Source organism: Bordetella tumulicola, assembly GCF_054779135.1.
The window spans coordinates 404,157-429,505 of the sequence record NZ_BAAGYU010000007.1 but is presented as its reverse complement, the minus strand read 5'-3'; the positions used below and the strand labels follow the sequence as shown (position 1 = coordinate 429,505).

The 25,349-nt window shown below is 57.9% G+C and carries 22 protein-coding genes and 2 tRNA genes; 12 read left to right on the top strand and 12 right to left on the bottom strand.

Annotation, left to right across the window (positions count from 1 at the left end):
* Window positions 1-68: 68 nt before the first annotated feature.
* From ACYVDM_RS10380 to ACYVDM_RS10370, 3 genes are all read right to left on the bottom strand, one after another.
* A complete protein-coding gene (locus ACYVDM_RS10380; RefSeq protein ID WP_415786139.1) occupies window positions 69-2,069 on the bottom strand; it encodes a DUF4139 domain-containing protein in 2,001 nt (666 codons plus the stop codon).
* Window positions 2,070-2,182: 113 nt separating this feature from the next.
* Window positions 2,183-2,968, bottom strand: coding sequence for an anti-sigma factor family protein (locus ACYVDM_RS10375; protein ID WP_415786141.1), 786 nt, complete (start codon window positions 2,966-2,968; stop codon window positions 2,183-2,185).
* On the bottom strand, window positions 2,965-3,495 hold the full coding sequence (locus ACYVDM_RS10370) for an RNA polymerase sigma factor (protein WP_415787050.1): 531 nt from the start codon (window positions 3,493-3,495) through the stop codon (window positions 2,965-2,967). The genes ACYVDM_RS10375 and ACYVDM_RS10370 overlap by 4 nt, the downstream gene beginning before the upstream one ends.
* A 429-nt stretch (window positions 3,496-3,924) precedes the next feature.
* Here ACYVDM_RS10370 and ACYVDM_RS10365 point away from each other — a divergent pair, with 429 nt between their 5' ends.
* Complete coding sequence (locus ACYVDM_RS10365; protein ID WP_415786143.1) at window positions 3,925-4,671, top strand: substrate-binding domain-containing protein; 747 nt, start codon at window positions 3,925-3,927, stop codon at window positions 4,669-4,671.
* 92 nt (window positions 4,672-4,763) lie between these two features.
* Here ACYVDM_RS10365 and ACYVDM_RS10360 read toward each other — a convergent pair.
* Window positions 4,764-4,840 (bottom strand) — tRNA-Met (locus ACYVDM_RS10360).
* Between the two features lie 611 nt (window positions 4,841-5,451).
* Between ACYVDM_RS10360 and ACYVDM_RS10355 the strand changes: the two genes are divergently transcribed.
* The gene (locus tag ACYVDM_RS10355; protein ID WP_415786145.1) at window positions 5,452-6,912 is read left to right on the top strand and encodes an aminotransferase-like domain-containing protein; all 1,461 of its coding nucleotides are present in this window, start codon (window positions 5,452-5,454) and stop codon (window positions 6,910-6,912) included.
* 141 nt (window positions 6,913-7,053) lie between these two features.
* Here the strand turns inward: ACYVDM_RS10355 and ACYVDM_RS10350 are convergent, their stop codons facing one another.
* On the bottom strand, window positions 7,054-7,299 hold the full coding sequence (locus ACYVDM_RS10350) for a hypothetical protein (protein ID WP_415786147.1): 246 nt from the start codon (window positions 7,297-7,299) through the stop codon (window positions 7,054-7,056).
* A 122-nt stretch (window positions 7,300-7,421) separates the two neighbouring features.
* Here ACYVDM_RS10350 and ACYVDM_RS10345 point away from each other — a divergent pair, with 122 nt between their 5' ends.
* On the top strand, window positions 7,422-7,742 hold the full coding sequence (locus ACYVDM_RS10345) for a hypothetical protein (RefSeq protein WP_415786149.1): 321 nt from the start codon (window positions 7,422-7,424) through the stop codon (window positions 7,740-7,742).
* 45 nt (window positions 7,743-7,787) lie between these two features.
* On the opposite strand, the gene ACYVDM_RS10340 is transcribed toward ACYVDM_RS10345, so the two are convergent.
* Window positions 7,788-8,927 (bottom strand): glycosyltransferase family 2 protein, encoded by a 1,140-nt coding sequence (locus tag ACYVDM_RS10340; protein WP_415786151.1) that lies wholly within the window; start codon window positions 8,925-8,927, stop codon window positions 7,788-7,790.
* A 439-nt stretch (window positions 8,928-9,366) separates the two neighbouring features.
* Window positions 9,367-9,960: a BPSL1445 family SYLF domain-containing lipoprotein gene (locus ACYVDM_RS10335; RefSeq protein ID WP_415786153.1), complete on the bottom strand. Its 594-nt coding sequence runs from the start codon at window positions 9,958-9,960 to the stop codon at window positions 9,367-9,369.
* A 483-nt stretch (window positions 9,961-10,443) separates the two neighbouring features.
* Between ACYVDM_RS10335 and ACYVDM_RS10330 the strand changes: the two genes are divergently transcribed.
* The 9 genes from ACYVDM_RS10330 to ACYVDM_RS10290 all read left to right on the top strand — a co-directional run bounded on the left by ACYVDM_RS10330 (window position 10,444) and on the right by ACYVDM_RS10290 (window position 19,426).
* Window positions 10,444-11,763, top strand: coding sequence for an integrase (locus tag ACYVDM_RS10330; RefSeq protein ID WP_415786155.1), 1,320 nt, complete (start codon window positions 10,444-10,446; stop codon window positions 11,761-11,763).
* A complete protein-coding gene (locus ACYVDM_RS10325; protein WP_415786157.1) occupies window positions 11,763-12,575 on the top strand; it encodes a hypothetical protein in 813 nt (270 codons plus the stop codon). Before ACYVDM_RS10330 ends, ACYVDM_RS10325 begins: the two co-directional genes overlap by 1 nt.
* Before the next feature lie 78 nt (window positions 12,576-12,653).
* The gene (locus ACYVDM_RS10320; RefSeq protein WP_415786159.1) at window positions 12,654-12,869 is read left to right on the top strand and encodes a helix-turn-helix transcriptional regulator; all 216 of its coding nucleotides are present in this window, start codon (window positions 12,654-12,656) and stop codon (window positions 12,867-12,869) included.
* Between the two features lie 119 nt (window positions 12,870-12,988).
* Complete coding sequence (locus ACYVDM_RS10315) at window positions 12,989-13,270, top strand: hypothetical protein (protein ID WP_415786161.1); 282 nt, start codon at window positions 12,989-12,991, stop codon at window positions 13,268-13,270.
* Window positions 13,271-13,272: 2 nt separating this feature from the next.
* A complete protein-coding gene (locus ACYVDM_RS10310; protein WP_415786163.1) occupies window positions 13,273-15,483 on the top strand; it encodes a phage NrS-1 polymerase family protein in 2,211 nt (736 codons plus the stop codon).
* Between the two features lie 484 nt (window positions 15,484-15,967).
* Complete coding sequence (locus ACYVDM_RS10305; protein WP_415786165.1) at window positions 15,968-16,351, top strand: hypothetical protein; 384 nt, start codon at window positions 15,968-15,970, stop codon at window positions 16,349-16,351.
* Window positions 16,352-16,849: 498 nt separating this feature from the next.
* Complete coding sequence (locus ACYVDM_RS10300; protein WP_415786167.1) at window positions 16,850-17,860, top strand: phage major capsid protein; 1,011 nt, start codon at window positions 16,850-16,852, stop codon at window positions 17,858-17,860.
* A gap of 210 nt (window positions 17,861-18,070) precedes the next feature.
* On the top strand, window positions 18,071-18,268 hold the full coding sequence (locus tag ACYVDM_RS10295) for a hypothetical protein (RefSeq protein WP_415786169.1): 198 nt from the start codon (window positions 18,071-18,073) through the stop codon (window positions 18,266-18,268).
* A 576-nt stretch (window positions 18,269-18,844) separates the two neighbouring features.
* Complete coding sequence (locus tag ACYVDM_RS10290; protein ID WP_415786171.1) at window positions 18,845-19,426, top strand: hypothetical protein; 582 nt, start codon at window positions 18,845-18,847, stop codon at window positions 19,424-19,426.
* Window positions 19,427-19,451: 25 nt separating this feature from the next.
* On the opposite strand, the gene ACYVDM_RS10285 is transcribed toward ACYVDM_RS10290, so the two are convergent.
* The 5 genes from ACYVDM_RS10285 to rpsU all read right to left on the bottom strand — a co-directional run bounded on the left by ACYVDM_RS10285 (window position 19,452) and on the right by rpsU (window position 25,131).
* Window positions 19,452-19,766: a hypothetical protein gene (locus ACYVDM_RS10285; protein WP_415786173.1), complete on the bottom strand. Its 315-nt coding sequence runs from the start codon at window positions 19,764-19,766 to the stop codon at window positions 19,452-19,454.
* Window positions 19,767-19,908: 142 nt separating this feature from the next.
* Window positions 19,909-19,987 (bottom strand) — tRNA-Ile (locus ACYVDM_RS10280).
* A 16-nt stretch (window positions 19,988-20,003) separates the two neighbouring features.
* Window positions 20,004-22,301: an RNA polymerase sigma factor RpoD gene (gene rpoD / locus ACYVDM_RS10275; protein ID WP_415786175.1), complete on the bottom strand. Its 2,298-nt coding sequence runs from the start codon at window positions 22,299-22,301 to the stop codon at window positions 20,004-20,006.
* A gap of 495 nt (window positions 22,302-22,796) precedes the next feature.
* A complete protein-coding gene (dnaG, locus tag ACYVDM_RS10270) occupies window positions 22,797-24,899 on the bottom strand; it encodes a DNA primase (RefSeq protein WP_415786177.1) in 2,103 nt (700 codons plus the stop codon).
* Window positions 24,900-24,918: 19 nt separating this feature from the next.
* Complete coding sequence (gene rpsU / locus ACYVDM_RS10265) at window positions 24,919-25,131, bottom strand: 30S ribosomal protein S21 (RefSeq protein ID WP_012417992.1); 213 nt, start codon at window positions 25,129-25,131, stop codon at window positions 24,919-24,921.
* Window positions 25,132-25,349: the final 218 nt, after the last annotated feature.

Below are 25,349 nucleotides of genomic sequence, written 5' to 3'. Positions count from 1 at the left end.
CTGACAACCCGCTCGGGCATGGTATCCCATGCCCGGCGTTGCTGCCACAGTAGGACTTACCCCAAGCGTCAGAATGTCCTGAGAATCTGCTTCACCCGACCCTCCAGGCTCTGCGCATCGTCCTGCAACTGCCCGCGCTTGGCGTCCAGACTGCGGATTTTGTTTTCGCTACCTTCGAGTTGCTTCAGGTAACGCGTACTCAAATCACTATTTGCCGCCACCGCGGAGAGATTCTTCCGAATACGATCCTGCTCGTTGACCAGGCGCTCGTGGGTCTGCTCCAGATGCTGCAACTCGGTCTGTACCGCGATCTGTTTCTTGCGCGTATCCGCCAGCTCGACGAGCTTGGCCGCCAGCGCCGGATCCGGACTGGAGGCTGACCAACTCAACAACATATCGGGCTCGGTATCGGTCAACGCGTAGACCTGTCGCTGCAGTTGCTCGTCAACCGCTTCGAGTGTTTTTTCCTGGCCGGCGGGGACACTCGCCTTGAGCCGGTAATGGCTCGCCGTTTTACCATCGCTCTGTTCCGAGGAGAACGTCCAGCCTGACCGCACAGGATGTTCGATCACCACCGTGCGCGCGCCATCCAGCGCGCCCGTCACGGTATACCGCGTCACGATGCGTGTTTTTTGCGTCAGGCTCAACATGCCGTCTACCACCTTGGCTTGCATGAGCGCTTCGGTTGGCTTGCGATCCTCGGTGATGGTCACTTTGCGATCCGTCGCGAAGCTAGCCAAACGTGTGTCCTCATTGGGCAAACCCGCCAACTGCGCATCACCCACATAGCCGGACGTGGCATCGTAAATCGTCAAAATACCGGCAGGCAAACTGACGCTGGTCGTATTACTCAGCATCAGCGCGGCGACGGGATGAGGAGACCGGGCGGAGGCCCGGTACAACGACACCATGGTTGCCGGTACTTCGGCATCCGCGATCGGGACGGACAACGTGTCACCGTTGGCCAGGTCGTACACCCCCGGCAGCGCAAAGGTCGCGGAAATATCATTTTCGTTCGCCACCGCACTATCCTGCATGGGCGCCGCCCCACCATAGCCACTCCCGGGCTCCGGCGCGGCAGGCGGCGGTGGGGCCGCGGCAAACTCCATCGTCGAATCTGCCATCGATTGCGACCGGGCACGCGCGGCCATCGCAGAACGCTGCGCCTTTGCGCGGTTCGCCAGATTCCCAGTATCCACCTCGGGCACATTCGTCGAGGCGGTATTCACGGGCACCTCGTGCCGATCCCGCCAGTACAGTTGGTGCAAGCGCTGCCGTAGTGTGACGGGGTCGGCCGAGGTCAACACGATCTTGACACCCTTCCAGTCTTCGCCGCTGGCATTTTCCAGCACCGCCCAGGCCTGCAGACGCGCCTTTCCATTGTCCTGCACCACGACCTTGTAGGCGGTTTTCCAAATCGGTGCCGCCACCACGTAAGACACATCGACAGCGCCGCTCGTCGTGCCCTTGACGTTGATATTGATCACGCGCGAGCGATCATTGCTCGCGCGGCCGATCGCCTCGGTCGCCTCGACCAGCTTGCCTCTGAGCTCGGCATCATCCACCACGACCGATGCGTCTTGCGCGAGCGCCAGCGTTGCGACGACCCCGTCAGACGTCAGCACAGAAAGCAGAAAGTATTGCGCACCGTCCGCACCCTTGCGCGGCTCCACTCCCAACACCTTGCCTTGCACCGTCTTGCCATTACTCGTGACAGTCACGGACGTACCCTGCAAGGCCTTTAACAGCAACGGCACAGACGCCAGCGACTCCACTGTGAACGGCAGCCCCTTGAAGCTCTCTTCGCGCGGGCTTGGCCCCACCAGCGAAAAGCCCGCGACCGTCGCCGTCGCGCTGTTCAGCACCACGCTCTTCAAGATATCGTCGACCTGCTCGAGCGGCACCTCAAGCCGGACGACCTCATCTTTGCCCACGGGAGCCGCCCTGAGAATCTCGGCCAACCCACCCGACGAAAGCCTAATCTCACGGATGGGGCCATTTTCTGATGCCAGTGCCGCAGCGGGAAACACGGCCGCCACGAATAGACTTGCAACGATACGATTGAACATAAGAAAGTCCTGTGAAGAAAGCCGTCAGCTTTTAAGCTGAACTATAGCCCTTCATCATGCACAGGCGCGTCAGCTCATTGCGAATCAAACCGCCGAGGCCTGGCGCCTGCGTCTTATCCCACTGCCTTGCTCGTGAGTTGGCGTCGTACCTCGTCGGCGATGGCATGCAGGGCCGCAGGCTCCATCGGCGCGACGAGACTGTAGCCCAGGCCGCCATCGATCCAGGCATATCCATTTACCTTGCCTTCTGAATAGGGAGACATCGGCATGTCAGACTGCGTTTTCATTGGACGGGCATGCATGACAACGCGCGTGCCATTATCGTCGTCATACATGAACATCACCGCAGGTCCTTGACGCGTCGGCACAACCCGCCCGCCCATAAAGCGGTATCCAGACGCGGCCAGGTCCGGGATCGCGACGGGATGTGAAAGCTGTGCCGCCGTCCATGCGACAAGCGCATCATGATCCGTCGCGCGGATTTCGACCGGACGAATCCGGTCCGGTCCAAAGACCCTATAGCTGGCGAAAGCCTCCTGCGCAACCGCCTGCACGCCAGTGGCCGCGAGCGGCGCCATGCCATGCGCGAACCATCCGCCGGCGACACCGACCGTCAGCAGTACCGTCGCCGCGATCGCCATCGACCAACGCGACGCGGGGCGCGGTGCCCGCCGCTCCGCGATCATGCGGGACAGATCAAGCTCCGGGGGGATCGGCTCTTCGGCAATCGATCCAAACGCGGCGCGCAGTTGATCGCGTTGTTGGCGGTACCCGGCGACGCGACGAGCCACATCCGGATGAGAATCCAGATAGGCGATGACTTCGGCATGGCGCACCGCATCCAGTCTCTGATCGACAAACCCATTGAGGTCATCTTCAGTTATGGGTCGAAAAGTCATTTCACGCTCCGCAGATGAGAGTGGCTGGATTGTTGTTGGATTTCGCCGGACATCAGCTTCGACAAACGTTCACGGGCACGCGAAAGACGTGACATGACGGTACCGATCGGGATGCCAAGCGCCTGCGCGGTATCTGCGTAGGAGAGATCTTCGACAGTGACCAGCAGGAGTACTGTCTTCTGCTCCTCTGGAAGATGGTCGAGCGCGTTAAGCAAATCTCGATAATGCAATCGGTCCTCCTGACGCGCCGCGACAGCAAACGCGTGCTCATTTACGTCGTCCAATCCGACATGCAACGGCCTCCGTGTCGAGTGCCGTAGCCGGGTCATGGCGAGATTATGGAGGATCGCGAACATCCAGGCTCGAGCATCGCCATCCTTGCGTCGCTGATGCCAGCGCTCGATAGCCCTTTCCAGGCAATCCTGAACCAGATCATCGGCCGCGCCGGGATCTTTCATCAGCGCCCGGGCATAACGCCGCAATGCGGGAATATTCGGCTCTATCAAGTGAATCATGTCCTGGGTCATCATATTTCTCAGATTAGAGCCGGCGTCGCCGCCCTGGACAGCGACAACGACATCTATACCACGCTGCCGATTGATGGCTAGTATGTACTAGACGCAATCAGATGGGATTTATTCCATTGAACCTCGAAGGTTCTTACGGCCGGTCCGCGGGTCAAAGAAAACAATTTCCCGTCCGATGGAATAACCCCTCCTCCGATAGGTCTGCCTTGACATGGATTGCCTGCCGGTGACTTCAGGCAACCCGTTGTCATCGCGGCAACTCTTTCCGCAACCAAGCCCTTGGCGGCCCACTCCAGACAGCCGGCCACACAGGATTTTTTCGACCCTCCGGATCTCAGGTTTTGACGAGATTCAAACATAAGAAACAGGAGCATTTTTATGCGTTTTTCTAAACTTGCCACCGTCGGCGCCTTGATGGCAATATCCGCAGTGGCCCTCGGCACCGAGCTACATGATCCCTCGATTTCGCGCCATGCGAAAGACGGCGTCATCAAGCTTTACGGCGCCGGCGGACCTCACACGGCATTCAAGAAGGTAGCTGAGGTTTGGCAGAAACAAACCGGCAACAAGGTCGAGATCATCGCCGGTCCCGAAAAGACCTGGTCGCACAAGGCTCAGGCGGATGCCGATATCATCTGGGGCACATCCGAACAGTCAATGACGGCATTTCTTGAAACCTACCAGAGCTTTTCGTCCGATCAGGTCGATCCAATCTATGTCCGCCCAGCCATCATCGCCGTCAAGAAAGGCAACCCCAAAAAGATCGCCAGCTTCGAGGATCTGTTGAAGGACGGGGTAAAGATCGTCGTCACCGAAGGCGCGGGCGTCAGCAACACATCGGGAACAGGCGTCTGGGAAGATGTTGCCGGACGCACCGGAAAGCTAGAGGAAGTCCGGGCATTTCGGAAGAATATCGTCGCCTTCGCACATGGCTCCGGCGCTAGTTTCAAGGCGTTCAAGGCAAAAGACGCCGATGCGTGGATCACCTGGCCGAACTGGCCTGTCACCCATCCGGACGCGCTTGACGCGGTGGATCTGTCTGCCGACCGCAAAATCTGGCGTGATGTGAACGTGGCCCTGGCTCCCGACGCCGACACGAATGCAAAGGCGTTTCTGGATTATCTGGTCACCGAAGAAGCCCAGAAAGTCATGAACACGGAAGGTTGGGTTCGCTAACGACGCGCGCAGCTTTCAAGCGTAACGCGGCAAAATCGAGAAGTACAAAAACAAACACCCCCGGGGGGATTACCCTCGGAGGTGTCGGAATTTGGTTGCGGGGGCAGGATTTGAACCTACGACCTTCGGGTTATGAGCCCGACGAGCTGCCAGACTGCTCCACCCCGCGTCTGATGAAATGAATCATAGCATACTTTGCGACGGACCGCATCCCCTGCTGGACCCAAACACGCCAGAGGGGCTGTGGTTGCAGCCATAACAGACGGGCCGACACACTGGCCGCGAGCGTAATGGATGACGTCTGGTCGAATCCATACGACTCCCCCTGACGCAAGGGCACGGCAACCCGGCAGGGCAACATCCCCTCGGCCTGAGGCACCGTCTCATTGAAACTCACACTACCCTCCACGCAGACCAATGTCGCGCCATCGGCACCGTGCAGCGTACGTGTAGCCCCAGCGGGCAAAACAAGCTCCTGTGCTTGGCAAAAACAAGAAAAGATGGCCATGGCGAAATATTCCTGGACAAAGCCCTGAGTCCTGGCGCCGAGACCGCCAGTCAGGATGAAAATCAATCCCCGTCCGACGAAAAAAGCCTTATGCCGACCGGAAATCCATGGCCTTCAGCTTACGCACCCTCGCCTCACCAAAACAGACACACCAAATTCCTTTCTGTACCGTAACAGACAGTCTGTTTTTCATCTGTTATGGTCTTTTATCCGTGGAACTGTGTCTTACCGTTTGACCTGATCGAACCCATGATGTCGAGATGGATGCGCCGATGACCCCTCCTCATGATTCATCTACACACGAGCAGCCCTTATACCGGCGCCTGGCCGACCACTATCGGCAAGCCATCGATGCGGGCGTACTGGCGCCCGCAGACCGTATGCCGTCGGTACGCAAGCTGGTACGTACGCACCGTGTCAGCCTGTCGACCGCCCTGCAAGCCTGCCGCCAACTCGAAGACGACGGACTGATTGAGGCACGACCCCGCTCTGGCTACTTTGTGCGGCCCAAGCGCCGGATCACCATGCTGCCCGCCTCCGAACCCGATCCAGGGCGCCTGCCGGCGCCGGCCAGCTACGTCGGCATACACGATCGGGTATCGGATTTTGTGGCCAAGTGCGAACAGCACACGACCAGCGTCAACCTGGCATTGGCCGCAGCATCACCCGCCCACTATCCCGGTGATGCCCTGAAGCAGGCCATGATTCGTGCGCTACGCAAACACCCCTCAATGCTGGTTGATCGTGCCCTCCCCCGTGGCCACCCCGATCTGCGGCACGTACTGGCACGTCGGGCGCTCGAACTGGGTATGAACCCTGATCCGGACGACATTCTGGTCACCCACGGATGTATCGAAGCCGTCAATCTGGCATTGCGGGCCGTGGCCCGACCGGGCGACACCATCGCCGTCGAATCGCCGGTGTACTTTGGGTTATTACAAATCCTGGAAAGCCTGGGTATGCAGGCACTGGAAATTCCCACCAGCCCGCAACGCGGGCTCTCGGTGGACGCGCTGGAATTGGCCCTGCAGACTCACCCGCACCTGCGCGCCGTGGTCGTCGTGCCCAACTTTCAGAATCCGCTGGGCTGTGTCATGCCGGACACCGAAAAGGCCCGGTTGATAAAGCTATGTGAACGCCACCAGATCGCAATCATCGAAGACGACACCTATGGTGCGCTCTGCGATGACAATCAGTTGCCGCCGGCGCTCAAATCCTGGGATCGCACGGGCAACGTGATCTATTGCGCCTCGATGCATAAAACGCTGGCCCCGGGAATGCGGCTAGGCTGGATGACAGGCGGACGCTGGGACGCGCGCATCGGCATGCTGAAATTTGCGCAAAGCCGTCCAAACGAAGCTCTCGCCCAGGTGGCCGTCGCAGAATACATGGGATCCACCGCCTACGACCGCCATCTGGTGCGCCTGCGCCGCAAACTGAAAATCCAGCGGGAGCACATCGCGGAGGACATTGCCCGGTACTTTCCCCCCGGCACCCGTCTGAATGTTCCTGAGGGCGGCATGTTGCTATGGGTCGAAATGCCGGGCCAACAATCCAGCACCCAGGTATTCGAACAAGCGCTGGCGCGCGGGATACGCATTGCCCCCGGCACCATGTTTTCCAACGCTGACCGCTACAACCATTTCCTGCGTTTGAGTTGCGGCTCGTCTTACACACCACAGATGGCCGAGGCAATGCGTACCTTGGGAGACATCGTTACTGCGGCGGGCTAATCCGCCCGGCGCCCAGCCCGAAAATTGCACTTTTATGTCAGAATTTGATCGCAGGGGGTAAACCCTTGCCAATAAAAGATTTTTTCCTACTGTGCGCAATCTATCCCAAGGGTTGTCCACAGAAGCTGTGGGTAAGATGGCTTATTTCAGTGCGGCCAGGACGGTATCGCGCACACTTTCAAAGCCCGCCACATATTGAGGATTTTCCGAACGCGCCAGCAAGCTCGAATAGTTCTGCTCCAGTTGCGCCTCAATCGCCTCGCGTAGACCGGGCGACGATTTGGCCAAATGCAGCATCGACGACATGACCGAATTCAACGCATCAATGCGCCCACCCTGGTGTGAAATCGTATGCACGATAACGGCGATCTGTTCTTGGATATCCATGGAAACCTCGTGGTGAATGACTCTTGGCGCGCATGCTAGCATGCGCGTCGCTGATCGCTACAGCACTTGCACCGCGCACCGCTGTGCTTTGTAATAGCACTCATCTTATCCGTGGATTCCCCATGCCGCTTCGCCCACTCATCTATGTCCTGACGCTCTCCTTGCTTGCTGCCTGCACCAGCATGAGCGAAACCACGCCTACCGGCCCCGATACCTATCGGGTCACCTACAACGCGGGCGCCAAATGGCAAACATGGGTCGAAGTCAAAAACATCGCTCGCAAGCAGGCCGAAGCACACTGCACCAACTTGGGCAAACGCCTATCCCAACCCAAAGTGACATCCAATCACGCGACGGGCCTGATGCCCAAAGAAGCAACCGTTGACTTCACGTGCGAGGAACTACCCGCCCCCACGCCTCAAGAGCAAAAGCCGAATTCGTAAATTGCCTAGGGGCCGCCATGACGGCCAATCACTACGAGCCCCCTTCTACCGGGGTTCGTCAGCGCCAGACTGAATTGCCTTGGCCACATCCCAGGTACCTACGCCCGGCCGCTCAAGACGTCGGCCAACATGAAAGGGATCGCGCTCTTGAACTTGGATACTGTCCGGGCCAAAGACACGATACGTGACATGCCCCCACCTCACGGTGCGTACCCAGGACGCCCCGATGATCGCGCTCAGATGAAAGAGATCGACGATGGGCTGGCAACAGCCCAAGCCGAGTTGAACGAGACGCACGGACCAGGCATCCGGCATTCCAAGGCGACGCGAGAACTCGCCGATCACATACTGCTTGAGCAGCCCCAGAAGCATCAATGCCTGCAACACCCAAACTCCCGAGTCCTCGATCACTGCGACCAACAGAGCAGCGCTCCATCCGGCCAGCCTTAAACCGACCGCGCCGAGGCCTATCGACCACAACGTCGTGCGATAGATACGACACATTTGGTACTGCCGACGAGCAAAGTGCCAAGCAGACGCAAACGACTGTTCATTAGGAGAAGGCACTAACAATGATCTGTGTGTTCCCACCCGTAATCCCAACCAGGATGCACGGCGAGCCAACGCTAAATCATCGGAGAGCACGCGATCAAAGAGTGACCGCAAGTCTACCCACTGGGCCACATCGATAGTCATCGCAATGCTTCCGCCCCACGTCACACACGCAAAATCAAGCTCTACACGCGGCAGCAGTGTGGTCGCACGGTCCGTTGCTGCGACCAGATGCGCTCCCAGACGATGTCGCGCGATTTGCTGCCAACGATGGCCGCTGATAATGTCGTACTCACCTGCAACAACGGGTGAAATCAGACTGCTCAGCCAGTCTGGATCGGGCACGATATCGCCGTCCATCAAGACAATGACCTCGGTCCGAACGTCGAGATGATCCAACGCGGCTTGCTGGTTACGGCATTTTTGCGCCTGATGCGCCGCTGGCCCTGCCACGACTAGCTTGATCGGGAAACGTGCTTTGCGGATGCTCGATCGTACCCGGGCATAGGCGGGATCGTGCTCGGATTCGACGGACACGACTAAGCATGCCGGGCGCAATGTCTGCTTGTTGAGCGCGTCTAACAATGCACTAAAAGCCCGCGCCTCTCCCGTCAACGGGAGAATGATCGACACCCATGCACTCTCGGTAGTAGGGGATCGGCGTAGCCCGATCAAACGTGACATGACGGCCAGCAATGAGATGAGGCCAATACCAATCGCAACGGAATAAAGCGTGTGAATCGCGAGCACAAACACCGACCGTCAAAGTGGGCCAAATTTGCCTGCAGCCTCTCAGGGCTGCGCCGATACACACGGGAGCGACTGCACGACGGCCAAAAAGTCTCACGCCTCGATGTGTTTGGTTAATACTATCACAGTGAAATTCTAAAGTTAACGAGTTAATACAAAATAGTGATGACATAAAAGCCACCAACCTGCGAATGATCTGACCTCCGAAGGTTGGATCTACGTCCAACTTTCGAGGGTCAATTCACGAAGGCTGATGGCTTTTCATGCCTAGAAAACAGGCGCGGCCAATGACGACGTCACTGCCCCATGCGCCAGCCTTACATCAAAGATCAAGTTTGGAGATTTTTGCGCCCTCGAGCGAGACACCGGCCATCAAGCCGCCATTGTTGATGACAAAGCCCACAATAGGTTGCTGGGCCGTATTGCTATCGATGCTGCCATTGGCCCCAACCTTGGCCACTGCCACCGTCGCATCGGCGCCCACTGTCCAGCCGTCACTCTTACGGAATTTTTCCAACGCTTGGTCGGTCATGAATAGCAAGATGACAGCCTTGGATTGCGCACCTGCCTGAAATCCGACCGAGCCCGCCGTGGTGCTGTAGTAGCCAGAATCCACGCCGCCTACACGCAACACACCTTTACCGTGCTCGGCCCCAACGATTAAGCTTGCGCTGAGCACGGACGGAAAGACCAGCACTCCCTTGGCCCGTTCGACCAAGGCCTTGGAATCGGGAGACGTCTCGTACAGCTTGGTCAACGTGGCATCCGTGCCACTATTGATCTCTTGCCTCTGCTCAGATGCACTGGCCGAGGCCTTATCCGATGTCGTGGTGCATCCGGAAAATACTACTCCAGCCACCGCGACCGTCATTGCCGCCATCGCGACACGACGCATCGTCGGGAATGTATTAAGCATGGGACGCTCCTGTTCTTATTGAAGGAGCTTTTCACTGTACTCGCCTGCCAGCCCGCGTGCAAACCGCGCCGGCAAATAAGCCCCCACGCTGCGCCTTCGGCTTGCTGTCCACCTCGCGGCTGGCAGGCCGCTCGGATTCGCCAGGCACAGAACAGTCCGCAGGGACTGTTCTGTGTCCGGGCTCATCCCCCAAGGGGGCGCTTTTTGCCTTGGGGCGGCCCGGCGGCAAAAAAACCCTACCAATGAAAAAGCGCGGGATGCGGAAACTGTCCGCAAACCCGCGCCGATACTTGGTGGCCCCCCTGTGAGTCGAACACAGCACCAACGGATTATGAGTCCGATATTATGAGGTCCAACAAGATCCAGCGATATCCAGAAATCTCAGAATATCGTTGAAAAATAAGGGTTTCTAGTCCATATTCATCCGAAGCCGTCTGATTTCATCGTGACGAATTCTGGCAACAAACTGGCAACGGATAAATTATGGCCACCACCGGACAAACCCTCCGCAACCTAAAACCCGGCGTATTCACCACGCTGCAAAAGGTCAATCCGACGGGCGCTCTGCAAGTCCGCAAGCAAGCCAACGGCGCTATCACTTTTTACTGGCGCTACACGATGGACGGGAAAAGCGAACGTGTGGTTATCGGACTATACGACCCGTCCGCACCGCCCAAAAAAACCGAGCCTACTAACGCGGGCGGATACTCCATCCTCGCCGCCGAACGTGCGGCTGAAAAGAAAGCCGCCGAACACCACAACTACCGAAATAGCGGAGGCTGGCCGGCGTTGCAAGAGCAAAAACACAGAGAACGCAAAGCGGCAGAGATAGCTAAAACGGCCGTCGAACAATTCACCCTCGCCCGTCTCTGTGACGAATACTGTAACTACCTAAAGGCACTGAAACGTGACGCCCACCGCGACGCGGCCAGCATATTCCGATTACACATAAAAGAGGCGTGGCCCGCGAAAGCAGCAATGCCCGCCAATAGCGTCGAGATAGACGACGTGGCCGACATGATGCGCCGCTTACATGAACAAAATAAAGGCCGAACCGCTAATAAGCTGCGTAGCTACCTGCGATCCGCCTATCAAGCCGCCCTATCCGCAAGAACAAAGCCTGATATCCCGGTTTTATTTAAAAGTTTCGGAGTCACCGCGAACCCCGTAGCGGGAGTGATGCCGGATGAAACGCAGAACCGAGCCGATAAGCGCCCGCTATCCGAATCGGAATTGCGCAGGTACTGGCGGATTATTCGAGGCATCCACGATTTACGAGGGGCGGCCCTTCGCTTGCACCTATTAACTGGCGGCCAACGTATCGCACAGTTGGTTAGGCTACGCAATGAGCACGCGGGCAAGCGTGAAATCACTATCTACGATGGCAAGGGACGACCCGGGCAAGAGCCCCGCGCCCACATTCTGCCGCTGACTGACGCTGCGATCGAAGCTATCGCCGGTTGCCGCTCCGACGGGATATATGCAATTTCGACGGATGATGGCGTAACCCACGTGGCGCCCACGACGCTCAGTGGCTGGGCCGCTGAAATTGTGGGCGACAAGATAGCGGACTTCCAACTCAAGCGCGTCCGCTCCGGCATAGAGACCATTCTAGCCAGTGCGGGAGTATCAACCGATACGCGGGGCCGCTTGTTATCACACGGCATCGCGGGCGTACAGAATCGGAACTACAACGCATACGACTACATCAACGAAAAGCGAGCCGCGTTAGAAACGCTTTTTATGCTGCTGGAGCGAAAAACCACCGATAACGTAACGACCCTAAAGCGGAGGACTGGGTAATGGCCCGTGCGGACAAAGCCAAGGTGCGCTATGCATTCGAGAGTGGAGGCGACGAAGAACGGCCCCTAGCAAACGCCACGGAGCAAATCATTCGGGAGTACGAAAGAATGGCCGCGTCCGACGAACCGCAATTGCGCGCGCGCGGCCAGAAGCGGCTCGAGGAAATAGAGAAACTTGGCGTCGAAGGCCGACAACTATCGGGGCGGCGCGCCGCTCAACGCGCGGGAAAGAAGAAAGACGACGCGCTCGTATTGAGATGGCTCGAGCGGATCGCACCGTTGCACCCGGACGCCAAACCGGCCGCTCTGTGGAATTTGCTCTTTAAGTATCTCGAGGCTGAGGGATTAAAGCCAAGCAAAGACCTCAAGATCCGCAGCAACAAGGCAAAAGAGCCAATCATTCGCTTTGGGGACGATGACGTGATTTCCATGTCGGGATTTCGCGTAATGCTATATCGCCTACGAAATCCGGAGCCTGCCAACAAGCCGAATGATCGCGCTCGGAACGTACTGCTCCAACAATTCCGGGAATTTGAGGATGCGGATCAACCACGGAAAGCCAAGCAAGATAGAACCGCGTTCGTTGGCCCGGACGAAAACCGGGTACTCGTGAACGCCGTAGTGGAGAAGGTTCTACACCGGCACCGCGACGCTTACGCCCGCGAACTGTGGCCGGAATTTATCGCAGCGCTGGACGCTCTCGGGTTGAAACCCCGGGACAAACAGGACGCTGTGAAAACCGATGACGGCGCATCAATAACGTACGCCTCGTTTGCAAGCCGAGTAGCCAAGTTGCGTAAAAACACCAACTAAAAACGCAACATATCGCGGCTACGACGTATTCGTCCGGAACATTCCTCAGGTGCTCACTGACACCCGGAGACTTCCGACATGACTACGTTATCTCAACCCCAGCAAAAGCGTTTTATTCGATTGCCTGTCGTTAAAGACAAGACAGGCCAGGGTCGCTCGTCCATCTACGACGGCGTCGCTGCCGGCACGTTTCCCGCACCCGTAAAGATCGGTAGCCGGGCCGTCGCGTGGCTAGAACATGAGGTAGACGCGTGGATCGATGCGCGGGTGCAAGCCGCCCGTGATGCTCGCTAACGCTCTCTAAATCTCAAGCAACCCCAGCAAGATTATTAGCTGCCCTAGCCATCGGCCACAAAAAAAGCTCCCGTCGCGGGGCACATGGCGTAGCGAGGGAGCAATTGGATCTATCTATTATGATTCTCGCTGATTTCATTAAACGCGTCCAGACCACGCGCAATATCAATTTCGCCATCGCCGCGATGCGTGATGCTATCTCGGACCCTCCCGTACCTGGGACCACGGCCGCTAAGACATTTGTATATGCCCTGGATTGCCACTACGGTGCCGGTACTCTGCATGCCCCCGACCTGTCCACCCTTTGGGATTCGCTCGACGCTGATATGAAAAATCGGCTCGCGTCTGTCCTACTTCGTGAGTCGTACGACGCGCAATTCGGTATCCACCAGCGGGGCTAGCCATGCAGCAACTACCCCCCGCCCTGGCCGGGATGGCCCAGTACGCTACGTTTGTTCTATGGCGCCACGCTACTAATAAACGTGGCAAACCGATTAAAGCCGTCACGGATTCGACCGGCAAGATCCACAGCGCCCATGACCCCGCTGTACATATGACGTTCGAGGATGCCTCGACGCATGCGGCGCGTCTCGGATGTGGTGTCGGGTTTGTTTTTGGAGAAAACGACCCGTTTTGGTTTCTCGATATTGATAAATGCCTGCAACCCGATAACACGTGGTCGCCGCTCGCCACGACGTTATGCCAAGCGCTGGCCGGATGTGCGATCGAGGTATCGACGTCCGGTACGGGTCTACACATCATCGGGCGCGGCAAGTTACCCGACGACCACGCTTGCAAGAATACGGAACTCGGGATCGAACTCTACGACACGGGTCGATTCGTGGCGCTGACGGGCACGAATGCCTCGGGCGACTGCAACGCCGAGATATCCCCCGCGCTCGCGTCATGGCTCGTCGATTACTATTTCAAGCCCCGCGCGCGCCATAATTCCCCCGACTGGACGACCGAACCTTGCGACGAATGGCGCGGCCCCGTGGATGACGACGATCTGATTCGACGTGCCTGCCATTCGAAGTCGGCCGGCGCAGTATTCGGCAACCGCGCGACGTTCAATGATCTATGGTCCGATAACGTCGACGTACTAGCCACGTCGTACCCCCCGCAGAACGCATGGGATCCGTACGATCGGTCGTCGGCTGACCTCGCGCTTGCGTCACATCTGGCGTTCTGGACTGGGCGTAACGCCGAACGTATCGAACGTCTCATGCGTCAGTCGAAACTTGTACGTGAGAAGTGGGACAATCGAAGCGATTACCTACCAGCGACGATTATCGAAGCGTGCGCGCTGAATAAAGATGTGTGCCTCGATAAACCGGTTGCCGGACTGACTGCGAATGGGGCGTCTGTCGTTCTCGATACCGATAGCGGTCGGGAGATTTCGACGCGCGATCCGTTGCCGCATACGACGCTATCGGGGAAGCCTAAAGCCGTAAAAGAAAACTACGCCGAGGTATTCCAGCGCGCTGGTGTGATTTGCCGCTACGACGTGATCGGCAAGCGTGTAGAGATTCTAATTCCCGGCCATGCCTATCACTCCGACAAAAGCGACGTGGCAAGACTAGCTTGGCTCTCATCTTTATGCGCGCATTTCGGCCTGCCCCGCGACGTAATGCCCGACTACATCACGTACTTCGCCAATCAAAACCCCTATAACCCGGTACTGACGTGGATTGAGTCAAAGCCTTGGGATGGTGAATCTCGCCTGCCTCGGTTCTTCGAAACGATAACTCCCGCTAACGATTCGGCGTTGCCGGATGGGCGGCGACTTCGCGACGTGCTTATGTTGCGTTGGATGCTGACCGCCGTAGCCGCTGCGGCTAGTCCTGATGGATTCGCAACGCAAGGGATATTAGTTTTATCCGGCGCGCAAGGGCTCGGTAAATCTCGCTGGGTGGATAGTCTTGCACCGAACGAACTCGGCGTTATCCGAATCGGCGCGATTTTGAAGCCAGACGATAGGGACTCAATTACTGCGTCTGTAAGAACGTGGGTTACGGAGTTAGGCGAACTCGATGCAACGCTCAGAAAATCGGACGTGGCCCAGCTTAAGGCATTCATCACTAACCCCGCCGACGTGGTGCGCTTGCCCTATGAGCGCGCCGAATCGAAATTCGCACGCCGAACGGCATTCGTCGCAACGTGCAACAAGCATGAATTCTTGGTCGACGATACGGGGAATAGGAAATTTTGGGTTATCGCCACGTCTAACGTAAATGCTGATCACGGATTCGACATGCAGCAGGTATGGGCGGAAGTGCTCCATCTGTGGCGCGAGGGTCAACCAGCGTACTTACTGCCAGATGAAAGAGCGGCCCTTGATACGTCGAACGAGGACCATTCAGTTATTGACCCGATCGAGGATCAATTAACGACGCGCTTACGTTGGGATGCACCTAAAACGCAATGGACGTGGCGCAGCGTTACCCAAATATTGGCTGATGTGGGAGTAGACAGACCGAACAGGAGCGACACCACGAAGGCGGGGATTGTTCTTGAGAGGCTGGGTAGTCCGTTGAAACGATCAGCCACGGTGCGTTTGCGTTTAGCCCCGCCTGTTGCCTCGCCCTTCGCCGTCGCGGGTATTCAACCATGACACCGTATGACGCCGTCATCCACGTTATCAAGCAGGCGTCATGCCTGGAAACCCGCATGGATACTGGTTCTCTACTACCTATGTATACCTATGACACCTATTTATATAGAGATATATATAGATATAGGGGGGTAGAGGAGAGGAGCAACGGTAGACAGCAGCAGTGTGAACAACCACGGCCTCCAGGAGTGTTAGTAGTCTTTCGCTTAGGTGGCGTCATAGGTGCACACAACGCTGAGAGCAAGCATTCATGCGGGTTTCCAAGGGGCAACCCCGAAATTTGGCGTCATGATGGGCGTCATTTATTCGAGATGGACGCAACGGAGAATCGATGCGTACGTAGCGCGGGTAGCGTCGATGCCACTCCGACCGCATCACACGCCCACGGTGCGTATCAATCGCTCGGTCCGTGCGCTGGCTTATCTCAGGCTAACGAGACGCTTAGAGCGCCTCTATTGGCTATTCAAAATTTCGGGGAAAAATCATGCTGAGTCTTGCCGATGTTTTTGTTCGTTTCCCGGAAATTTCAGCGAGCGGTTTTAGAACTTCTGAAACGAGCGACGATGATCACGATCGTGAACGATTTAAATTATTCGTTGAACGAAACCGTGAAATCACGGCCGCCTTAAAATTTCTGGATGGCGTCGAAATTATCGAAACGTCCCGGATCGGAATACAGCTTCTCACGCATATAGCACAACGGCATCAAAACTCACGCATCTGCAACGGAGCAATGATCGTTGCTCTATTGATGGCCGGCGTTTCGATTGAAAGAGCCGTTTCGGATTCGCCGCACGTCTTGTGCTGCATCTGCCCACACTGGATCGAGACTCGCGCTCAAGAAACAAAACGGTGGCGCTATGTCTGATAAACGCCCACCGATCCGTAATGCTTTTGGCACGCTCGTGGGCAGAGTGAACGATCTGCCCTGGCCCGAACGCGTCACCGAGATTCAACGCAACGCGGGCAGTCTTATGGCCGGTCGTGCCTCGCCGGCAATTCAGCAATGGGCGGGCTCTGCTCTGTTTGCTCACTTCGAACGTGGCGTACCGCTCGATGCGGCATTAGGGCTCGTCCCTCCGCCTGGATGCAGATCGATGCATGACCACGTACGACGCGCGCGCTCGGACCGACTCCTCGTAGCGTTTGCTACTGCCGTTGGGAACGACCGTAGAGCGTTGCGCATTCTCCGAGGTAACGCCGTATGTCCCGACGCGGCCCGTCAAGCATACGACGCGCTGTTGGCGTGTGGTCATCCGCTCCCAACGGGACCTAACGCAATCACTCGATCTCGTCACCATATCGCGCTTAGCTCGCGGTGAAAGTCACCATGGAGGCTCTCTTACCTTTATTCGGAACTGACACCATGACTACCACCACCACCACACGCGCCGCAGGCCGGACCGCCGCACGATTCTTGAAAGCCCTAGCGGCTACGAGTGGCAATCCCATCGGGGCCAGCGCATTCATAGATGAGAAGCGCTGGCTGGACGGCCCCCAAATCAAGGCCGCCGTCGACATGCTTACGCAGGGCAACACACCCAGCCTGCAAGGCAGTGTCGGCGGCGACTTTATGCTCGCAGTGAGGCCAGCTACGATCATCGGCCGCCTGCCCCTTCTGCGCCGCGTGCCCGTCAATATTCGACTGGTTTACCAGACCGATGGCGTCCGGGCCTACTGGGTTCCGGAGCGCCGCAACAAGCCCATGAGCGCCGGGCGCTTCACGGACGCCGGCAGCATAGCGGCTCGCAAAGTTATCGCGCTCACCGTGATTACGGAAGAGCTAGCCCGCGCCGGGAATGGCGACGATCTCATCACGCGCGACTTGCAAGCCGCTGCCGTCGAACGGCTGGACTCCTCGTTTATCGATCAGGCCAACGCAGGCGTGGTCGACGAAGAACCCGCCTCGATTACCTATGGTGCGACCGCCATTCCCGGCACTACCGACCCTGCCGTCGACATTCGCGCCGCGCTCGCCGCGTTCAATGGACGCCTCGAATCGGCAGCATGGATCATGCACCCCACGGTTGCGGCATCGCTTAACCTGCGTGGCGGTGCATTTGAAACCGTGAACGCTCTTGGCGGTACGCTCGTTGGCATCCCTGTGGTCACATCGTCGGCCGTACCGCTTGATAGCAACGGTTCGTCGATCACGCTTCTTGACCAGGATTCCATAGAGTACGCCGGTCTCGATGGCGCCCAACTCCGCGTATCCACTGAGGCCGCTATCGAAATGGAATCGGACCCAACTACGGGCGCCAGCACGCTTGTATCGTTGTACCAAACGAATAGCGTCGGTCTGATCGCGGAGATGTACGCGAACTGGCGCGCACGTCCTGGTGCCGTGGTCGTCATTCAAGGGGCGAGTTATGGCTAAGCCAATCGACGTCCTACCACCGGGCGCGGCTGAGCGACTCCACGACAACGCATCGCGAATCATGGGCGAGTCTACGGACGCCCGCCTTCATGTGGCCGCCGCTTCGGCGTTTTCGATAGCCGTCCTGAAAGAGCTACTGCCCGTTCTGAAAGCTCAGAGCGAGCGAATCGCTCTGCTTGAGGATCACATCACAAGACCGGAGAAATAATCATGAGTCCAAATTTCCAACGCATCGTTAACGCGTTTCGAAGCGGGTTAACCGGGTCCCACGAACCGTCGGAGCCCGTTGCTGTGAGCGATGATCTCCTGAATGATTTAGGGATACTCATCGTCAAACACGCTTCTCTGACGGCGGATGATCTGAGAGCGGCTATGGACCGCGCTATCGATGTCTACGGGATCTACTGATCAACGCTCGTGTCGGGACTGTGGACGAACGCTCGCAGCCCCGACACCACGAGGAGGCCGACCACGGTTGTACTGTTCAACGTGTCGGCCGCGCCTTGCGCACCGTGACCCATGCGTTCAGTGTGGCGGCGTGGTCAAACATCCCCGGCGTCTGTTCTGCTCCGCCCCTTGCCTGCGCCTTGCGCACCATCGCCGCAAGCATCCGTTGGATCATGAGACATACCTCGCCCAAGTCACGCGTACGAGCAATGATTTCATTTGCGAACAGTGCGGTACGGCTGCACATCGCCGGCTGTCTGGCACCGCACGTAAGCGCGGCTATGTGAATCGTTGGTGCTCGCTGGCGTGTCGCAACGCTGCGATACGGGCCGCTCGCGACCCATGACGGTATGGGCGTCGGGTAGCGCCGGGGGGGGCCTAGAATGTCGAATCCATCAAAAAGCGGAATCCGCACCACTCCTCACGCGCGAACTTTTCTCCACATTTCATAATGTGAAATTCTGAATTACCGGGAATTTCTGCATCTGGCCTGGCCGTCTACGCTAGACTGCGCTTGACTCAGAAACGGGGCTCAGAATGCCAGAGAGAATAGAACTAGCAAGCGGCTTTACCGTGGCCAACTATCAGAATGCGCGCGACGCTGACGATAAGGACGCCCTGGCCGAGTTCGTAAAATGCCGATTCAACGAGCGCTATTTAATCCCCGCTGGCGTCAATGCACTATCAGACGGAGCCGTTCACGGGTTCACCATGATGGCGATTTCCTGCCTTCTCATCGAGACGCTACAGGCTTTCTACGAGGGTATGGCGGACACTAAGGGTTCATCCCGTGACATGTTTCTCCGGTTCTTTGCAAACAAGGACCTCGCCGAAGATCTCTCGGCGTTTAACGGGAACGACTGGTTCTACGCTGATATCCGCTGCGCCATCCTGCATCAAGGCGAAGCGCGAAACGGTTGGCGGATTCGACGGCTCGGCCCGCTGCTTGATCACGACAATCGAACCATTAACGCGCACGAATTCCTGAATGAATTACGGAAATCCGTAAACAACTATGCGGGCCTGATCCGGCGAAATGGTCAGCAGCTAGCGAATTTCCACGCGAAAATGGATGCGATCGTTAAGAACTGTGGGCCAAACGACGGCGAGCGCGACTAACGAAAGCGTGGCCGACAGATTGCGGTCAAGCGCCCTCTGGCAACTGGTCGCCAGGTTGCCAATCCCCCAGCCGCCAGCGCTCCTCGAATCCCTCGCCCGTAACGATCCCGGCGACCACGTCTCCGAGTGCTTGGATCTGCTGGAAGTCGGGCGTTGCTTTCTGTGCCCACCGCCTGACCGCGAATTCCCACGATGGGGTATCCAGATACTCGGAGATCTCCGGGGCCACGTCCGACAGGTAAAGCAGCGCGACTGCTTGATCATGCAGGACCGCTGCGATCGCCCACTCATCATCGAGGCGGATTTCGGAGAAATACTCGGGGATCGGGTACGTGGCCATGCGGTCTAACCTCCTCTGCACTCGCTGGAGCGTTGCGAACTGGCAACGATCAGAATTCTGGCAACAGACTGGCAACCATGCGGCGGAAAAGAAAACGCCGCCATTGCTGGCGGCGCTAAATTCCTGATTTCTCAGGGATTTTTGGTGGCCCCCCTGTGAGTCGAACACAGCACCAACGGATTATGAGTCCGCTGCTCTAACCAGGCATGAGCTAGAGGGCCGTTTAAAACTGACTGCTTATTGCCCTTCCAGGAAGCTCTTGAGCTTGTCTGCCCGGCTAGGGTGGCGCAGCTTGCGCAGCGCTTTAGCCTCTATTTGGCGTATGCGCTCACGCGTGACGTCGAATTGCTTGCCCACTTCTTCCAGGGTTTGGTCGGTGCTCATTTCGATACCGAAACGCATCCGCAAAACCTTGGCTTCGCGTGGGGTCAAGGAGTCTAACACTTCTTTGACCACATCGCGCATGGATCCATGCAATGCGGCGTCCGACGGTGCCAACGTCGCCGTGTCTTCGATGAAGTCACCCAAATGGGAGTCATCATCGTCACCGATCGGCGTTTCCATCGAGATCGGTTCTTTGGCGATCTTGAGGATCTTGCGGATCTTGTCTTCCGGCATGTCCATCTTTTGCGCCAGCGTCGCGGGATCCGGCTCGCCACCGGTTTCCTGCAAGATCTGACGGCTGATCCGGTTCATCTTGTTGATCGTTTCGATCATGTGAACCGGGATACGGATGGTACGTGCCTGGTCGGCGATAGAGCGCGTGATGGCCTGACGAATCCACCACGTGGCATACGTCGAGAACTTGTAGCCACGACGGTATTCGAACTTGTCCACGGCCTTCATCAAGCCGATGTTGCCTTCCTGGATCAGATCCAGGAATTGCAAGCCACGGTTGGTGTATTTCTTGGCGATCGAGATCACCAGGCGCAGGTTGGCCTCAGTCATTTCGCGCTTGGCCTTGCGAGCCTTGGCTTCGCCGGTGGCCATGCGCTTGTTGACGTCTTTCAGGTCCTTGAGCGGCAGGACGACGCGCGTTTGCAGGTCGATGAGCTTTTGCTGCAGTTCTTGGACTGCCGGCACCTGACGTTCGAGCGTCAGGGAATACGGATGACCTGCCGCGACTTCGGCCAACACCCAATCGAGGTCGGTTTCGTGACCTGGGAAGGTCTTGATGAAGTGACTGCGCGGCATACCTGCCCGATCCACGCAGGTGTGCAGTACGGCGCGCTCGACTTGGCGAACCTCTTCGACTTGCGCACGCAGCGTATCGGCCAGTTTTTCCACCATTTTGGCGGTAAAACGGATACCCATCATTTCGACCAGGATGGCCTCTTGGGCCGCAACGTACACGTCGGACTTGTAGCCATTCTGTTCGTACGACACACGCATCTTGTCGAACTGCTTGCTGACCTCGTCGAACTTGGCCAACGCCTTGACGCGCAGATCTTCGAGCTGCTTGCTCGACATGCCGCCGGCGGGGCCGTCGTCGCTTTCGTCTTCGTCAGCCGTCACGCCGGCGCCCGCGTACTCGGCACCGTCTTCGGGATCAACCAGACCGTCGACAACTTCGTCGATCTGGGCCTGGCCTTCGCGCACTCGCGTGATATGGCTGAGAATTTCCGTGATGGTAGTCGGGCACGCCGAGATCGCCATCACCATGTGCTTCAGGCCGTCTTCGATGCGCTTGGCGATTTCGATTTCGCCTTCGCGCGTCAACAACTCGACCGTACCCATTTCGCGCATGTACATACGCACCGGGTCAGTCGTACGACCAAAGTCGGAATCCACCGTGGTCAACGCGGCTTCGGCTTCGTCTTCGACGTCATCGTCGTTGGACGCCACCGGCGCGTTTTCGCTCATGAGCAGCGTTTCGGCATCGGGCGCCTGGTCATAGACCGCGATACCCATGTCGCTAAACGTGCTGATGATGCCGTCGATGGCTTCGGCATCAACCAAATCATCGGGCAGATGATCGTTGATTTCGCCGTAGGTCAGGTAGCCGCGATCCTTACCCAGCTTGATCAACTGTTTGAGTCGATTGCGGCGGGCTTCGTATTCCTCGGGCGAAACGGGGCCGCGAGCGATCAGATCCTTGGCATCGCCCTTGCCGCGCTTGCCACCGCGCTTGGGCGGCTTCAGATCAGGCAGGACCTCGGCGTCGCCGTCCATCGAATCGTCGAAACCATCGGAATCGTTATTCGCGTTTTTGGCGGGACGCCCAGGACGGCGACCGCTGGATGGCCGAGCCCCCCCGCCGACCAGGTCAGCGAGTTTGTCTTCGGCTTTTTTGGCACGCGTTGTCTTGACAGCCTTTGCCGCAGAGGCTGCCGGTTTCGCTGCTTTTTTGGCAGCGGTCTTTGTCGCCGCAGCAGTTTTTGTTGCCGTAGCGGTTTTTGTTGCTGTTTTAGAGACCTTCACTGCCGCTTTGGCAGGCGCTTTTTCCGCCGCCTTGCTGACAGCACGCGTGGCCGTCTTGACGAGCGTACCGGCCTCGTCATTTGCAGGGGAGGTTTTGCCTGATGTTCTGGTCATAGTCGCTTCCGTGGTCGTCGCAACCCGTGATTGGGGTCATTGCACCGCATAAACCGGCCGCACGCGCAAACGCGCCGCGATCCGGTCGATGCGGGTAAAACAGGCAAGCACGCTGAAATCACGTGCGCTACATTGTCTGTAGCGCGGATCCGCATGGATCCCACTGTTGCCCCCTCTAGCCTGACGGCCCAGGGGCGCCGCGTATCGCGAATTCGTTCCGGCCGGGTTTCCGGGCGTCGGGATGGGCTGTCTTGCCTGCGACAGGCTCTGCCAGTCTGAAGGGGTCTTGCCCCCAAGCTGCTTGCGATAGATACAGCCCCACCCTACGACGCCGCTGGCCAAAACCCTGGCCGGACCTGCGTACTTACCACCTAATTGTAACAACTTCAGCGGCCACATAGGTCATCTCATTGACACATGTTGATCTTTGACCCACATAGTGAAAATTGCGATCCGTAGTGCTATACCGCTGGAAAACCTTTAATTGTACCGTACTTAGTGTTTCCCGCTATTCTTGAGAACCAGCAAATGCGCGGACAGTTCCTGGTAACGCTGACGGGCTTCGTCCGTACTCAGCCCGGCCGCCGCCAGCCCGGACATTTCCGCTCGGACGGCCTCGAACTCGATCCTGCGTAGCGCGTCGTCCCATTCGGTCTGAGGCTCGGGCAGATCCTCCTGTGCCAGCAGATCTGCCCGCAGACTTTTTAGAACAGTCGCCAGATCGGAATCCGGATCGGCAGCCTGCAACAACGCGCCAACATGGCGTGCGCCGCTAGCTTGGGCCAACATGATCAAATCCCTGACTAACCCTAGATGGGGGCCCTTGTCCAGAACTTCAAGCTGCTGATCGCCCATAGTGTCGACTAATTCGGGATGCGCGAGCAATAGCGTCAGCAAGCGCTTGGCCAGCGAGGGCATCGTGCGCCGCCCTTCGTAGCCACCGATACCGTCGTTGCGTTTACCACGCCACTGGCCGCTGCCGCCTTTGCCGCCCTGCCAATTACCCTTCTGGCCGTCTTTCCAATTGCTTTTTCGGCCACTTTGCCAGTTTTCTTGGGCGCCAGGCTGGCCGCTCCAACCCCGACCCTGTGCGGAATCGTCAAAACCCATCCCGGATACAGGCTCGCTTTCGTAGCTGAAATCCGCCGGTTGATAGTCAAAATCCGGAGGGGGACCATCGGAATGGCCGTAATCATCGACCCGATCCACCCCGGACGCCGCCGTGCCGGAGGATGCCGCGGCATGCGGCGGCACAGTGCCCCCCGTCGCGGGCTTTCCGGGGGCAGGCTGGGCAAATGGACGGGCCGGCGCCTGCGCCAACACCTGAGCCATTTCCTCGGGCGTCAATTGCACCTGACGCGCCATTTCGCGCTCGATCTGCAACCGCAGCGCGCACTCGGGGATAGCCGCCAACAAGGGCTTGGCCTCGTGCAAACAACTGGCGCGACCCTCGGCCTCGGCCAGATTGTGCCGTGAGGCGAGCTCCTCGAGCAAGAACCGCGACAACGCCATGGCGTCAGCCAAAGAGTCCCTGAACGCCTCGGGCCCCAATTCGCGTACGTAGGAGTCCGGATCGTGCTCGGCGGGCAGAAACAAAAAACGAATCGCAATATCATCGCGCAGCACGGGCAAGCATGCCTGCAAGGCGCGCCAAGCCGCGCGGCGGCCGGCAGCGTCACCATCGAAGCTGAACACGACCTTGTCGCTGGCGCGCAGCAATTTTTTGACGTGGTCGGGCGTGGTGGCAGTACCCAGCGTGGCGACAGCGTGGGCAATGCCCTGCTGTGCCAGGCCCACCACGTCCATGTAGCCCTCGACGACGATCACCTGCCCTTCCTTGCGAATGGCCTGCCGGGCCTCCCAGAGGCCGTAAAGCTCCTGGCCCTTTGAAAACACCGGCGTTTCCGGTGAGTTCAGGTATTTGGGCTCACCTTTGCCGATGATGCGGCCGCCAAAACCCACCAGACTGCCGCGTGCGTTTCGGATAGGGAACATCACGCGCTCGCGAAAACGATCGTAACGACGGCCGTCTTCGGACTCGATCACCAAGCCAGCTTCGACTAGCGTGGGATCGTCGTAATGACTGAAAACCTTGGACAAACCGTGGCGGTCGGTACCTGACCACCCCAGACCAAAATGCGCCGCGACCTCTCCCGTCAAGCCACGCTGCTTCAGATACTGAATAGCGGCGGAAGACGCGCGCAACTGGCGCAAATAATGCGCTTGCGCGGCGTCCAGCACCTGCGTATGGCGAGACGTCTCGGCCTTTCGACGCGCGGATTCAGCCTGCTGGCGCGGGCTGCGGTCTTCTTCGGGGACGGTCATTCCGACTGAGCCGGCGAGCGTGCGCACGGCCTCGGGGAAACTGCTGCCCGTATGCTCCATCAGGAAAGTGATGGCGGTACCATGCGCGCCGCAACCGAAACAGTGATAGAACTGCTTGGTCGGGCTGACGGTAAACGACGGGCTTTTTTCGTTATGAAACGGGCACAGGCCAAGTAAATTGGCCCCACCCTTTCGCAACTGCACATATCGCCCGACGACATCTGCAACGTCGACCCGGGCGAGTAAATCTTGAATGAATGATTCTGGAATCAATAAATTCGGGAATCAAAAATCAATACATGCGAGGAGGCAGTTGCTGGCTACGAATCCGCTTGTAGTGGCGCTTGACCGCGGCGGCGTGCTTGCGCTTGCGCTCAGCGGTGGGCTTCTCGTAGAACTCGCGCGAACGCAGCTCGGTGAGCAAACCGGTCTTCTCAATCGTGCGCTTGAAGCGGCGCAGGGCGGCTTCGAACGGCTCGTTTTCCTTCAGTCGAACAATAGGCATAAAGTGGCAAACCTGCTTGGGATAACAAAAAGTTGAAAATACAGGGTGCGCTAACTGCAAGCCCGGCATAGTTTATTGACAGATCTTTGCCCTATTTCAGGCTCGATTTTTGAGCCTGGCGCCCCAAATACAGCAAGCGGCCAAGCAAAAAAACGTCAGTAAATCACGCCCATCCACGCCTATGCACCCTGGCGCCCCTTATAGGGTTCAGCGATAAC